Source organism: Pseudomonas gregormendelii, from assembly GCF_017114825.1.
Lineage (GTDB): Bacteria > Pseudomonadota > Gammaproteobacteria > Pseudomonadales > Pseudomonadaceae > Aquipseudomonas > Aquipseudomonas gregormendelii.
Window position 1 is genome coordinate 1 of sequence record NZ_JADEVO010000020.1, and the last position, 13461, is coordinate 13461.

A 13461-nucleotide genomic window follows, 5' to 3' on the forward strand; every position below is an offset into this window, starting at 1 on the left:
ACTGAAGCCACCGCCACCGCCGCCACCGAATCCACCACCGCCAAAACCGCCCGAACCGCCTCGCCCACCGCCACCACTGGGCAGGATGCCGAGCATCTGGCAGACAAATACGGTGAGGATGAACAGCATGACGAGGAACACCAATACCCCGGGATGCCGTGACAGGAAATCGCTATCCTGATCCCCGCGGGGTTCGTAGACCGTGGAAGGTTCGTCCAGCGGATTGCCGCCCAGCACGACCAGCATGGCCGCAACGCCGTCGCTGATGCCCTTGCTGAAATTACCGGTCTTGAACGATGGAGTGATCACCTGATTGATGATCACCGAACTCTGCGCATCGGTCAGGCGATCTTCCAGCCCGTAACCGACCTCGATACGCAACCGTCGATCATCCCGGGCCACAATCAGCAGTGCGCCGTTGTTCTTGTCCTTCTGGCCAATGCCCCAGTACCGCCCCAGTTGATAGCCGAAGTCGGCAATGTCTGTGCCCTGCAAATCCGCCACAGTGACCACCACCAACTGTTCACCGGTGGCTTTTTCGTGAGCCTGGAGTTGCTGGGCCAGTTGCTCGCGAACCGCGGGCTCGATCATCTGGGCGTTATCAACCACCCGCCCGGTCAGCTGGGGAAACTTCAACTCGGCCTGGGCCGCCAGGGCAAACACCCAGAGCAGCAGCACCAGGCCAACTTTCAACACGCGCATTGGCAACCTCATCCGTGGTAATGCAGCCCGATCAGAACTTCACTTGAGGTGCTTTATCGGCATCGGGGCTGGTCGCCTCGAAGGTTTCACGCACAGGCAGATCGCTGTACATCACACTGTGCCAGAGGCGCCCAGGGAAAGTGCGGATCTCGGTATTGTATTTTTGCACTGCCAGGATGAAATCCCGTCGTGCGACCGCGATACGGTTCTCGGTACCTTCGAGTTGCGACTGCAGCGCCAGGAAGTTCTGGTTGGCCTTGAGGTCCGGATAACGCTCGGACACCACCATCAGGCGACTCAGGGCACCGGTCAGCTGATCCTGGGCCTGCTGGAACTGCTTGAGCTTTTCCGGGTTGTCGAGGGTGCTGGCATCCACCTGGATCGAAGTCGCCTTGGCCCGGGCTTCAATGACCGCCGTCAGGGTTTCTTCTTCATGTTTGGCGTAGCCCTTGACCGTTTCCACCAGGTTGGGGATCAGGTCGGCACGGCGTTGGTACTGGTTCTGCACCTGACCCCAGGCGGCCTTGGCCTGTTCGTCCAGGGTTGGAATATTGTTGATGCCACAGCCGGCCAACAGCGTGGTCAGCAACATCAGGGCGGCCACCTGCAGGCTCGACCGATAGTGGTGTCGTACATTCATCTGGTTGACGCTCCCTTGCACATTCCGTTGAAAAAACAACCTGCGAACTTTGAACGCGGCTCTTGGGGCATAATCGGCGCCGCCACTGGATTGCATCCTGCCGATGGGCTAAAAGATGCTCCAGGATTAAAACAGTTCAGAAGTTTGCTGCATTTACCTGAACAACAATAGTCGCTCCCTCAATTTTGGCTGACCGGCGCGAAGTCATCGCCGCTTAGGCTTTCGAGAAGACAATTCATGAAGAAGCTGTGTTTGCTGGGCCTGTTCGTCAGCCTGGCCAGTCATAACGTACTGGCCGCCGCGACGCCCGCACCTCTGGAAAACAAGGATGCCTTCGTCAGTAACCTGATGAAGCAGATGACCCTCGATGAAAAAATCGGCCAGCTGCGCCTGATCAGCATCGGCCCGGAAATGCCGCGCGAGATGATCCGCAAGGAAATTGCCGCCGGCAACATCGGCGGCACGTTCAACTCGATCACCCGCCCGGAAAACCGTCCAATGCAAGACGCAGCGATGCGCAGCCGGTTGAAGATCCCGATGTTCTTCGCCTATGACGTGATCCACGGCCACCGAACGATTTTCCCGATTCCGCTGGCCCTGGCGTCGAGCTGGGACATGGACGCCATCGGCCTGTCCGGGCGCATTGCTGCCAAAGAGGCCGCGGCCGACAGTCTCGACATCACCTTCGCACCGATGGTCGACATCTCCCGCGACCCGCGCTGGGGCCGCACTTCCGAAGGCTTCGGCGAGGACACCTACCTGGTGTCGCGCATCGCCGGGGTCATGGTCAAGGCGTTCCAGGGTGCCGGCGCGAATGCGGCCGACAGCATCATGGCCAGCGTCAAGCACTTTGCCTTGTATGGCGCGGTAGAGGGCGGTCGCGACTACAACGTGGTCGACATGAGCCCGGTCAAGATGTACCAGGACTACCTGCCGCCGTACCGCGCCGCGATTGATGCTGGCGCCGGCGGAGTCATGGTGGCACTGAACTCAATCAACGGCGTACCGGCGACCGCCGACACCTGGCTGATGAATGACCTGTTGCGCAAGGACTGGGGCTTCAAGGGCCTGGCTGTCAGCGACCACGGGGCGATTTTCGAGCTGATCAAGCACGGCGTTGCTCGCGATGGCCGTGAAGCGGCGAAGCTGGCGATCAAGGCCGGCATCCACATGAGCATGAACGACACGCTTTATGGCAAGGAACTGCCAGGGTTGCTGAAGGCTGGCGAGATCGAGCAGAGCGACATCGACAATGCCGTGCGGGCTGTGCTCGGCGCCAAGTACGACATGGGGCTGTTCAAGGACCCGTACCTGCGCATCGGCAAGGCCGAGGATGACCCGGCCGACACCTACGCCGAAAGCCGCCTGCACCGTACCGAGGCCCGTGACGTAGCACGTCGCAGCCTGGTGCTGCTGAAGAACCAGGGCGAGACCCTGCCGTTGAAGAATACCGCGAAGATCGCCCTGGTCGGTCCGTTGGCCAAGGCGCCAATCGATATGATGGGCAGTTGGGCCGCTGCCGGCAGACCCGCGCAATCAGTGACCCTGTTCGACGGCATGAACGCGGCCATGGCCGACAAGGCAACTTTGATCTACGCACGCGGCGCCAACATCACCAGCGACAAGAAGGTCCTGGATTACCTTAACTTCCTGAACTTTGACGCACCGGAAGTGGTTGATGATCCGCGCTCGGCCCAGGTGCTGATCGACGAAGCCGTGAAAGCGGCCAAGGACGCCGATGTGGTGGTGGCAGCGGTGGGCGAATCCCGTGGCATGTCCCACGAGTCCTCAAGCCGCACCGACCTGAACATACCCGCCAGCCAGCGCGAACTGATCAAGGCCCTCAAGGCCACCGGCAAGCCATTGGTCCTGGTGTTGATGAACGGGCGTCCACTGTCGATCCTTGAAGAAAAGGACCAGGCAGATGCGATTCTGGAAACCTGGTTCAGCGGCACCGAAGGGGGCAATGCCATCGCTGACGTGCTCTTCGGCGACTATAACCCCTCGGGCAAGCTGCCCCTGACCTTCCCGCGTTCGGTAGGCCAGATTCCGACCTACTACAACCACCTGAGCATTGGCCGGCCGTTCACGCCGGGCAAGCCGGGCAACTACACCTCGCAGTACTTCGATGACACAACCGGCCCGCTGTTTCCATTCGGTTTTGGCCTGAGCTACACCGATTTCAGCCTGAGCGACATGGCGTTGTCATCGACCACACTGAACAAGACCGGCAAGCTCGATGCCAGCGTCATGCTGAAGAACACTGGCAAGCGTGATGGCGAGACCGTGGTGCAGTTGTATATCCAGGACGTCACCGGTTCGATGATCCGGCCAGTGAAGGAGCTGAAGAACTTCCAGAAAATCATGCTCAAGGCCGGCGAAGAGAAAGTCGTGCACTTCACCATTACCGAGGATGACCTGAAGTTCTTCAACACCCGGCTCAAGTACGCGGCAGAGCCTGGCAAGTTCAACGTGCAGATCGGCCTGGACTCGCAGGACGTGACTCAGCAGAGTTTCGAGTTGCTGTAACCCCTCGGACACTGAGAATCACTGTGGGAGCGGGCTTGCCCGCGATGAGGCCATAACATTCAACATCTACGTTGACTGTCAGGCCGTCATCGCGGGCAAGCCCGCTCCCACAATAATTTACGACTACCCCCGCCGATCCAGCAAATTCACCACGAGCCGATCCACCCATCCCCACACCCGCTGCTTCACCCGCCGCCACAGCGGCCTGCGCTGCCAGGCCTCCAGGCTGACTTCCTGACTCTGGGTAAAATCCTTCTCGAAACTGGCCACCACTGCTCGGGTCAACCCTGGGTCCAGGGCTTCAAGGTTGGCTTCCAGGTTGAAACGCAAATTCCAGTGATCGAAATTGCACGAGCCGATGCTGACCCAGTCATCGACCAGGACCATTTTCAAGTGCAGGAAACAGGGCTGGTACTCGAAGATTTTCACGCCAGACTTCAGCAACCTGGGGTAATAACGATGCCCGGCGTAGCGGACCGACGGATGATCGGTGCGCGGCCCAGTCAGCAGCAGCCGCACATCGATCCCCCGCGAGGCAGCGCGGCGCAGCGAGCGACGGACCTTCCAGGTCGGCAGGAAATAGGGCGTGGCGAGCCAGATGCGTTTCTGCCCACTGTTCAGCGCACGGATCAGCGACTGCAGAATATCGCGGTGCTGGCGCGCATCAGCGTACGCCACCCGCCCCATGCCCTCGCCCGTGGAAGGCACCTTGGGCAGGCGCGGCAAACCGAAATGCGCCGCAGGCCTCCAGGCGCGGCGATGGCGGTTGGCGATCCATTGGCGGTCAAACAGTAACTGCCAGTCGATCACCAGAGGACCGGAAATTTCCACCATGACCTCGTGCCACTCGCTGACGTCTTCCCCCGGGTTCCAGAACTCATCGGTGACGCCAGTGCCGCCGACCACCGCCAGGCTCTGATCGACCAACAGCAGTTTGCGGTGGTCACGATAGAAGTTGCCCACCCAGCGCCGCCAGCTCAAGCGATTGTAGAAGCGCAACTCCACGCCAGCGGCTATCAGGCGCTGACGCAGGGCCTGGGTAAATGCGAGGCTGCCATAGTCATCGAACAGGCAGCGCACACGCACTCCGCGCTCGGCGGCCTGGGTCAACGCCTGCACCATGGCTTCGGCGCAGGCGCCCGCCTCCACCAGATACAGCTCCAGTTCGACCTGTTCTTCGGCGCGTGCGATCGCCACCAGCATTCGCGGGAAGAACTGCGGACCATCGATCAACAGCTCAAAGCTGTTGCCTTCGCGCCAGGGGAAGATCGCACCGGCCATGGCAGTCAGCGCGCCGTGAAAATCAGTACCGCACCCACCGGTACCGACAGGCTGATCGCCGATAGAGCGGCGACCTTGCGCAAGCTTTCCAGCCCCGGCGCAAGGTCGAAGTCCGCCGCGTTGATCACCAGCGGCTCCAGCGTCACTACCTGAAATCGCCGGTCATCAAGACGAGTCGCCAACAGCTCGGCGTTGTATTCGTGGGTCTTGCCATGCAGGTTAACGGTCACCGGCAGGCGCAACTCGAGCTGCGCACCGGAGGCGAGATCATTGATCGGGCCCAGGTCAATTTGCGTAGTGATCAGGGCTTCGGCGAAGGTCTTGGTGTCGAACAGCTCCTTGCGCATGCGTTCGTCGCGCAATGGAATACCACTGTTCACCGAGTCCAGCTCGACTTCGACCTCGGCCAGGCCTTTGGGGCTCACCTTGCCGTGCAGCACGAGGAAGCGCTGCACTTCGGAAATGTTGGCGTTTTTAGTGCTGACGAACGACAGCCGCGAGGATTCGCCGTCCAGGTACCAGTTGGCCTGGGCCGAAAGGGTTGTGCCGGCAAGCAGCATCAGGGCGATAGTTTTGACCAGGGAGCGGTTGAGCATAGAGACTCGTGGGTGGATAAACTTGCACGAACCTTAACTGGCCTGAGGCCGCTTGCAAACAACCTGTTACTCCAGCGGCGCCCCTGAGGTGGCTAGGCCAGCGCGTGCCGTACCTCGCCAATGGTCGCAGCCAGGCTGCTCAGATGCAGGCTCAGCACCCGCTCCACCGGCGCCTGGTCCATCGGCCAGTGTAGCGCCATGCTGCCCACCAGGCGGCCATCGGCATGAATCGGCAGCGCCACCGCGCGGATCAGAAAAGGCAGGCGCACTGGGTACTCCCAAAAACCTTCGGTGCGCTGGCCAAAGCCCTGATGCAACGCCTGCTCACTGGCGCGGAACAGACTCTCATCGGTCAATCGCTCACGACCGGCCAGGCGCTCTACCTCATCGATTTCCAGCTCGCCCAGGCACGCCCGACCCATTGCTGAATGAAACAAGCTGGCGTGCTGGCCGACGATCTGGCAGTTGTTCGGGTAACGCTTGCGCAGCACGGCAGGAATCGAACTTTCCATGACCTCGACCCGCTCGCCGTCAAAGCTGGAAAGGTCGGCGACCAGCCCCGTGCGCTCGCTCAGCTCCATCAGCAGCGGCGCGGCGCTTTCCACCAGGCGCCGCTTGAAGCGCTGTTGACTGTCGCCAAACAGGCGCCTGGCACACAGCCGATAACGCCGATCACTCAGGCCGCGAAAGATCCAGCCCTGTTCCTGCAAGGTCAGCAACATGCGCGACACCGTCGCTTTGGGCAGGCTGGTCAGGTAGTGCAACTCTTCGAGGCCCAACGCCTGGTGCTTGCCCAGCAGTTCGACGATCGCCAGGGCCCGTTCAACGGATCGGACGCTGCCGGTGTCGGTTTTACTCTCCATGATTGGACCTCCCTAAGTCCGGTTCAGGTAGCCCGGATGGATGATCACTTTATGCAGCAAGATGCGGGCCCGTCGCATCGAATCAAGTTATTTGCAGGCACGCTGGCGGTCGGCGCTTGACCCATTGCGTCAGCTGTTCATGGGCGTAGGCCAGTTGCAGGACCGCCCGATCCGCCTGCGCCGGGCCTATGATTTGCAGGCCCATGGGCAACCCCGCCGAGTTGAATCCCACGGGTACGCTCATGCAAGGCAAGCCGGCCAACGTCGGCCCGATCACCACTTCCATCCAGCGGTGATATGTGTCCATGGAACGCCCGCCGACGATGCGCGGCCAAGGGGTTTGTGCAACAAAAGGGAACACTTGCGCGGTGGGCAACAGCAGGAAATCGTAACGTTCGAATAACTTGCCCAGGACGCAGTACCACTCGCTGCGGCTGACGGATGCCTGGTAGACATCGGCTGCGGTCATTCGCAGTCCGCCCTCGATTTCCCATTGCGCTTCAGGCTTCATCTGTTCGCGCTTCAGCGGGTCGGCATGCAGCGCCCCGAGACTGCCCTGCACCAGCCAGTGCCGGTGCACCAGCCAGCACTGCCACAAACGCTCCATGGAGAAATCCGGGTGACAGGTTTCAACCTGGCAACCCAGGGCAGTGAAGTCCCCCAAGGCCGACTCGCACAGATTCAACACACCGACGTCCATCGGCAGGTAGCCGTTGTAGTCTCCCAGCCAGCCGAGCCTGGCCCCGGCGAAGTCGCATTGCAACGGCTCGTTGAACTGCTGCGGGTCGCTGGTCAGTGACAGCGGCACGCGCCGGTCATGCCCGGCCTGGATGCCCAACAACCGCGCCACATCGGTGACGCTGCGGCCCATCGGCCCTTCAGTGGCCAGTTGCTGGACGAACGTTTCCGGCACGGGCCCATAGGGTACCCGGCCCTGCGATGGACGAAAACCGAAGACGTTGTTGAACGCCGCCGGATTGCGCAGCGAACCCATCATGTCGCTGCCGTCGGCCACCGGCAGCATGCGCAAAGCCAGCGCCACCGCTGCACCGCCGCTACTACCGCCGGCAATCAACGTCGGGTCATAAGCGTTAGTGGTGATGCCAAACACGCTGTTATAGGTCTGCGAGCCGAGGCCGAATTCCGGGACATTGCTCTTGCCAACGATGATCGCGCCATTAGCGCGCACCCGCGCCACGCTGATCGCGTCGTGCTGTGGAACGTGCCTGGCAAACAGCGACGAGCCCATGGTCGTGCGCAACCCCGCAGTAGCAGCCAGATCCTTGATCGCCTGTGGCATCCCGTGCATCCAGCCACGGGACTGGCCTTGATCCAGTTGCCGGTCGCAGACGTCAGCCTCGGCCAGAAGCTCATCAGTCGGGCGCAGCGACACCAGGGCATTGACCTGTGGATTGAAGCGCTCGATCTGCGCCAGATAAGCCTGCATCACCTCCCGGCAGGATACCTGTCGGGAGTGAATGGCACGGGACAACGCATCGGCGTCCAGTTGAACAATCGGATGCAGGCTCAAGGTTTCACCTCAAGGTCAAGGGCGACAGCTTTCTTGCGCGGCGTCTCGTGCATGCAGTAAGTGCCAAGCAGCGTCAGCACGCAAGCGAACAACACGTAGAACGCTGGGGCAACCGGAGTCGCCAGCACCTTGCTGAGCCACGTGACGATCAGCGGGGCGAAACCGCCGAAGACCATCACCGCCACGTTATAGGCCACCGACACTCCGGTGGAACGTACTTCGATAGGAAACTGCTCAGCCAGTGCAGTCGGTGCCGGGCCGAAAAATCCGCCAATCGCACTGCATAACAACATCTGCATCACCAGCAGTCGCTCCACCGAGGGTGCCGCTGCAACCCACACGTACAGCGGATACACCATCAGGAAAAACGCCAGGGTAAACGCCATCAATACCGGCCGCCGACCTAGCCTGTCCGACAGTGCGCCGGACAGTGGAATCACTACCGTCATCACCGCCACCGCGAGCATTTGCACCAGCAGTACCTGATCAAGAGGCAGACCCAGATTCTTATGCGCGAAGGTCGGCATATTCACCAGCACCACGTAAAACGACACCGTTGCGCCGCATGCCAGGCCCATCGATACCAGGATGCTGCGCCGATGCTCGCGGATCACTTGCATGAGGCTCGGGCTCTCGCCCTTTGCCTGCCGGCGAGCCTCAAGAAACTCCTCCGGCTCCTCCATGTGCTTGCGAATCCACAGGCCGACCGGGCCGATCAGCAAGCCGAGCACAAACGGAATCCGCCAGCCCCAGCTGTCCAGCGCCTCGGGGGAAAACAGATGAGTGACCAATGCCACCATTCCCGCGCCGCAAAATACCGCCAGACACTGGCCTACCAGTTGCCACGAACCGTACAGACCTTTTCTGTGAGCAGGCGCACTCTCCACCAGAAACGCCGTGGCGCTGGCGTATTCGCCGCCCGTAGCGAAGCCCTGGAGCATTCGCGCGACCACGATCAACAGCGGAGCGCCCATGCCGATGGCGGCGTAATTGGGCGCAAACGCGATCAGTGCAATGGACACTGTCATCAGGCGGATGATCATCTGCATCGCGGCCTTGCGGCCTTTGCGATCGGAATACATGCCCAGCAGGATGCCCCCCACCGGGCGCATGAAAAAACCGACGCCAAAGGTCGCTAGCGCCATCAGCAGCGAAGCGTATTCGTCTTCGGACGGAAAGAACTGGCGGGCGATGATGCTCGCCAGAAAGCCATAGACAATGAAGTCATACCATTCCAGCGCGTTGCCGATAACGGCGGCGACGACCTGCCGGGTACGCGAAACACCTGTGCTCGAAGTCTGCATGAAGGACTCTCCAAAAACCCTGTTGGTGAGAACGGGCGCAAGAGTGCGCGCCCGGTACAGCGGCAGTAGAAAGTGCGGGTCAGGCCGGCTTGAGCCAGCTCTCGGTCAGCGCCCCCCAGTACGCCGCCCCGATCAGCAGGATGTCGTCGTTAAAGTCATAGGCGGGGTTGTGGACCATCGGCCGCGAAACGCCATTGCCGATGAACAGGTAGGTGCCCGGGCAACGCTGCAGCATCCACGCAAAGTCCTCGCTGCCCATGAGTTTTGGCGTGCTACCGTCCACCGCATCGGCGCCGACCAGTTCGACGCCCACTTGCCGGGCGAACTCGGTTTCGGCCGCGTGATTGACCAGCACCGGGTAGGCCGGACGATGTTCGATGCGCGAAGTGCAACCGAAACTCCGGGCCTGGGCCTCAATGATCGCGCGCACCCGGTCGAGGGTTTGCTCGCGCACCTGGGCATTCAACGCGCGCAGGCTGAGGCGCAGGATCGCCTGCTGTGGAATGACATTGGCCGCTTCCCCGGCCTGCAACGCTCCGACTGTGACGACTGCCGCCTGCTGAGCATCGATGTTGCGTGCAACCACGGTTTGCAGAGCCATGACCACGCTGGCCGCCGCTACCAGCGGATCGACCGCCAGATGCGGCATCGAACCGTGACCGCCGACACCTTCAATGATGACCGCAAGCAAATCCTGCGAAGCCATCATCGGGCCTTCGCGAAAGCCCAGGTGACCGGCAGGCAGCCCCGGCATGTTGTGCATACCGAACAATGCGTCGCAGGGAAAGCGCTCAAGAAGGCCGTCGGCGAGCATCGCCTCGGCACCACCCTGGCCTTCTTCGGCGGGTTGGAAAATGAGGGTCAGGGTACCGTCGAACTGACGGGTTGCCGCCAGGTAACGTGCCGCACCCAGCAGCATGGTGGTATGGCCGTCATGGCCGCAGGCGTGCATGCAGCCCTGATGTTGACTGCTGTAAGTGGCGCCAGTGTTCTCGATGATCGGCAGCGCGTCCATGTCCGCTCGAATCCCGATTTTTCGCGAACTGTTGCCGTTACGCAGGACTCCAACCACGCCGGTCTTGCCGATCCCTGTATGCACTTCATAACCCCACGCCTGCAGGGATCTGGCCACCAGCGCCGAGGTGCGGGTTTCCTCGAAGCCGAGTTCAGGGTGAGCGTGAATGTCCTGGCGCGTGGCGTGCAGATCGCTGGCCACATCGTTGAGCCAGGCAAGAATGTGCTGATGTCGGTTCATGACGATTGTCCTCTGGCCGGGTTGATTCCCGTTCTTGTTGTTCGCGGTTGTCGGGTGTTGAGCGCGACACATCAAGGCAGGTCGCGCTCCCCACCAGATAACCGCGAGCGCGGCGCGAGGACAATCGAATGTGGTTCCACTGGGTGGAACCTGAAGCAGTTGAGCAGAACAACGCGCAGGTTCGGCGGACTCAGGGCGACAGGCGACAACCCTGGTGCTTGCTGATCCATTGCGCGCTGTTACTGCGGCCCATCCCGCTGACGGTGATGCGCTTGCCGACCGGGTCATCGGTAAATCCGCTAGTGGGCAGCCACTGTTTCACGTAGCTGTGGCAATACTCGGCGGGGCTGTTCATCACGTATCGGCATGAACAATATTCCTTGGCGGTGTAGGCGCTGATGATGTCCGCAAACGCCCAAAGCGCCACCCGCTCCCGCCAGATCCAGCCAAGCAACGCTGCCAGCACAATCAGTCCCAGGATGCTCAACGGCCGGCGACGTACAAGACTGCGGCGGGTCATGGTTGCACCCGCCCGGCGACTGCCTGGCGCACGAGCCTGAGCAATGTGTTGTGGCTATAGCTGCCATCGCGATCATCACCGTAGCGCACGATAACCAGGTTCTCGCTGGGGATCACGTACAGAGCCTGCCCCCAATGCCCGAGTGCCGCGAAGGTATCGGCGGGCGCATCGGGCCAGGGCTGGGCTGCGCCGTTGGCAGCGCGGTTAAGCCACCAATGTCCGCCCGGCACCGTAGCATCCTGGTGGGCCTTGTACCCCGTGAAGGGCTCGCGATTGAAGGCGACCCAGTCCTTGGGCAGCAATTGTCGTTCGCCCCAGCGCCCGTCGCGCGCCATCAGCAAACCAATGCGTGCCAGATCGCGGGCGGTGAGATAGGCATAGGAGGACGCGACGAAAGTGCCACTGGCGTCGGCCTCCCAGGTCGCGTCGCGGATGCCCAGCGGCTCGAACAAGGCGTTCCATGGGTAATCCGCATAACGCGTCGGCCCAACAATGGCTTTCAACGCGGCGGACAGCAGGTTGCTGTCGCCACTGGAATAGCGAAACACCTGGCCGGGCTCGGCGTAAGCGTCATGGGAGGCAGTGAACGCAGCCATGTTTGAATGACCGCGGGTATACAGCATCGCCACCACTGAGGACTTCAGCGGGGCGTACTCGTAGTCTTCCTGCCAGTCCAGGCCGGAGGCCCAGTGCAGCAGGTCAGCCATGCTGATGGCCGGATGCTTTCCCAGCGCCGGATAGAACTTCAGCACCGGGTCCGAAAGCTTGAACAGGCCTTCGCCATAGGCCACGCCGAGGACCGCGGCCATGAGGCTCTTGCTGATCGACCAGGTCAGGTGCGGCGTGTCGGCAGTGGTCGGTGCGCAGTAGCGTTCGTAAAGCAATTGGCCGTCGCGGATCACCAGCAAGGCATCGGTACGTATACCTGCCCGGGTGCTGTCATTACGGGGCGCGAATGCATAGGCCTCCAGGGCTTGCAGCGTTGGCCCGCTCAGGCTCGGGCCGCTGGACCACTGCTCCCCGGGCCAGGTTTCGGCACGGGCGCAGACACTGAGCACCACCAGGAAACACAGGGACAAACCTTTGGACATGGAGGTGGCTCGGGAGGTTGAACCTGTTGAGCCTAGTTGAAGCTAATTACAGTTTTAAGTTGGGTGTGGACCTTGGAGACGCCATCGCGGGCAAGCCTTGCTCACACAGGTCAGCGGCCACACCGCTGACTGGTCTGCCCCAAAATGTTAGACATCAATCATCACTTTTGGGGTGCAGACCATCGCGCAGGAATCGCGTGTGCACTGCAAATCCCTGTGGGAGCAAGGCTTGCCCGCGATGGGGCCATTCAATCCAGCGCAGATCACGCCAATGCCTTGGCCAACCGCTTGCCCCGCGCCACCGCTGCCAGATCCATCACCGCCTGATCGCGCTGCCACATCGCCGCCCAGTGCGGCGGCCCATCCGCCAGCGCCAGGCCAATCTCGACCTTGAGCCCGTCGAACTGGGCGAACAAACCGCCCAGCAACACATGCCCTGCCGGATTGTTCGGCGCCTGACGGCTGACTTCCGCACATCCGGCGAGCAACGCCAGCAATCGCAGCTGCAGGGACTGCGGCCAGGCACTGTCCTGCCCTATGCCGTAAAGCCAGGCGGTCACTGCGCTCAGCACATAGATATCTTCCAGGGTGCGGAACGGTTTGACGTAGGCGTCCCAACCGTCCCCGGCCAGCAATTCGCATTGGGCGTTCTCCAGAACCAGCCGACAGTGGCTGATATCCGGCATCAACGGGATCGACGGCAGGTGCTCCAGGCTTACCCCGGGCTCGCCCGGATACACCACCGCCAGGCTCAGGCGAGGCGCTTCGCCGGGCTGCTCGCTGCGAGCGGCGACCAGCAGCCAGTCGGCAGCATTGCCCGCGGTGACGAAATCCTTGCGGCCGCTCAGGCGTAAATCGCCCAGGCGAGTCTGCATGTCCGCCACCCGCAGGCTGCGCTGCTCGGTCGCACACATGGCGCCCAGGCTCAGCGGCGCGCTTGGCCAGAGCATGCGTAACGCAGCCTGATACCCCACCAGAAATGCCAGCCCCGGCGTCGCCATCAATCGCCCGCCCGCCACTGCCAGCTCGAAGGGCGTGACACTCCCCAGTTGCTGCAAAAGATTGGCAAAGCCTTCCGCCAGGTCCGCACTGGCCGGCACTCGATCACAACGTTTCAACAGGTTCTGCCAAGGCATTGAAGACTCCTCA

At 61.7% G+C, this 13461-nt stretch carries 12 protein-coding genes; 1 reads left to right on the forward strand and 11 read right to left on the reverse strand.

What is annotated here, in order from left to right:
• The coding region (locus tag IMW75_RS15115; RefSeq protein WP_205893078.1) for a TPM domain-containing protein at positions 1-702 on the reverse strand (702 nt) is incomplete at its 3' end.
• Positions 703-733: 31 nt separating this feature from the next.
• Positions 734-1342: a LemA family protein gene (locus IMW75_RS15120; protein ID WP_045061101.1), complete on the reverse strand. Its 609-nt coding sequence runs from the start codon at positions 1340-1342 to the stop codon at positions 734-736.
• A 237-nt stretch (positions 1343-1579) separates the two neighbouring features.
• Between IMW75_RS15120 and bglX the strand changes: the two genes are divergently transcribed.
• A complete protein-coding gene (gene bglX / locus IMW75_RS15125) occupies positions 1580-3871 on the forward strand; it encodes a beta-glucosidase BglX (protein WP_205893079.1) in 2292 nt (763 codons plus the stop codon).
• A 123-nt stretch (positions 3872-3994) separates the two neighbouring features.
• On the opposite strand, the gene IMW75_RS15130 is transcribed toward bglX, so the two are convergent.
• From IMW75_RS15130 to IMW75_RS15170, 9 genes are all read right to left on the reverse strand, one after another.
• Complete coding sequence (locus IMW75_RS15130; RefSeq protein WP_205893080.1) at positions 3995-5152, reverse strand: phospholipase D-like domain-containing protein; 1158 nt, start codon at positions 5150-5152, stop codon at positions 3995-3997.
• A 5-nt stretch (positions 5153-5157) separates the two neighbouring features.
• On the reverse strand, positions 5158-5748 hold the full coding sequence (locus tag IMW75_RS15135; RefSeq protein WP_205893081.1) for a YceI family protein: 591 nt from the start codon (positions 5746-5748) through the stop codon (positions 5158-5160).
• A gap of 92 nt (positions 5749-5840) precedes the next feature.
• Positions 5841-6611, reverse strand: coding sequence for an IclR family transcriptional regulator (locus tag IMW75_RS15140; protein ID WP_045061021.1), 771 nt, complete (start codon positions 6609-6611; stop codon positions 5841-5843).
• An 82-nt stretch (positions 6612-6693) separates the two neighbouring features.
• On the reverse strand, positions 6694-8136 hold the full coding sequence (locus IMW75_RS15145; RefSeq protein WP_205893122.1) for an amidase: 1443 nt from the start codon (positions 8134-8136) through the stop codon (positions 6694-6696).
• A gap of 2 nt (positions 8137-8138) precedes the next feature.
• Positions 8139-9446, reverse strand: a complete 1308-nt coding sequence (locus IMW75_RS15150) for a citrate-proton symporter (protein WP_045061023.1) — start codon at positions 9444-9446, stop codon at positions 8139-8141.
• Between the two features lie 79 nt (positions 9447-9525).
• Positions 9526-10701 (reverse strand): M20 aminoacylase family protein, encoded by a 1176-nt coding sequence (locus IMW75_RS15155; RefSeq protein ID WP_045061024.1) that lies wholly within the window; start codon positions 10699-10701, stop codon positions 9526-9528.
• Between the two features lie 190 nt (positions 10702-10891).
• Positions 10892-11221, reverse strand: a complete 330-nt coding sequence (locus IMW75_RS15160) for an amidase (protein WP_205893082.1) — start codon at positions 11219-11221, stop codon at positions 10892-10894.
• Positions 11218-12312, reverse strand: coding sequence for a serine hydrolase domain-containing protein (locus IMW75_RS15165; RefSeq protein ID WP_205893083.1), 1095 nt, complete (start codon positions 12310-12312; stop codon positions 11218-11220). Before IMW75_RS15165 ends, IMW75_RS15160 begins: the two co-directional genes overlap by 4 nt.
• A 263-nt stretch (positions 12313-12575) precedes the next feature.
• Positions 12576-13448 carry an acyl-CoA dehydrogenase middle domain-containing protein gene (locus IMW75_RS15170; RefSeq protein ID WP_205893084.1) on the reverse strand — a complete coding sequence of 291 codons (873 nt, stop codon included), beginning with the start codon at positions 13446-13448 and terminating at the stop codon, positions 12576-12578.
• Between the last annotated feature and the right edge of the window lie 13 nt (positions 13449-13461).

Bases quoted from the DNA above. Each gene is read 5' to 3' on its own strand.
- IMW75_RS15170 (WP_205893084.1), bottom strand. From the start codon at position 13,448: ATGCCTTGGCAGAACCTGTTGAAACGTTGTGATCGAGTGCCGGCCAGT.
- IMW75_RS15150 (WP_045061023.1), bottom strand. From the start codon at position 9,446: ATGCAGACTTCGAGCACAGGTGTTTCGCGTACCCGGCAGGTCGTCGCC.
- IMW75_RS15130 (WP_205893080.1), bottom strand. From the start codon at position 5,152: ATGGCCGGTGCGATCTTCCCCTGGCGCGAAGGCAACAGCTTTGAGCTG.
- IMW75_RS15155 (WP_045061024.1), bottom strand. From the start codon at position 10,701: ATGAACCGACATCAGCACATTCTTGCCTGGCTCAACGATGTGGCCAGC.
- IMW75_RS15120 (WP_045061101.1), bottom strand. From the start codon at position 1,342: ATGAATGTACGACACCACTATCGGTCGAGCCTGCAGGTGGCCGCCCTG.
- IMW75_RS15140 (WP_045061021.1), bottom strand. From the start codon at position 6,611: ATGGAGAGTAAAACCGACACCGGCAGCGTCCGATCCGTTGAACGGGCC.
- IMW75_RS15165 (WP_205893083.1), bottom strand. From the start codon at position 12,312: ATGTCCAAAGGTTTGTCCCTGTGTTTCCTGGTGGTGCTCAGTGTCTGC.
- IMW75_RS15135 (WP_205893081.1), bottom strand. From the start codon at position 5,748: ATGCTCAACCGCTCCCTGGTCAAAACTATCGCCCTGATGCTGCTTGCC.
- IMW75_RS15160 (WP_205893082.1), bottom strand. From the start codon at position 11,221: ATGACCCGCCGCAGTCTTGTACGTCGCCGGCCGTTGAGCATCCTGGGA.
- bglX (WP_205893079.1), top strand. From the start codon at position 1,580: ATGAAGAAGCTGTGTTTGCTGGGCCTGTTCGTCAGCCTGGCCAGTCAT.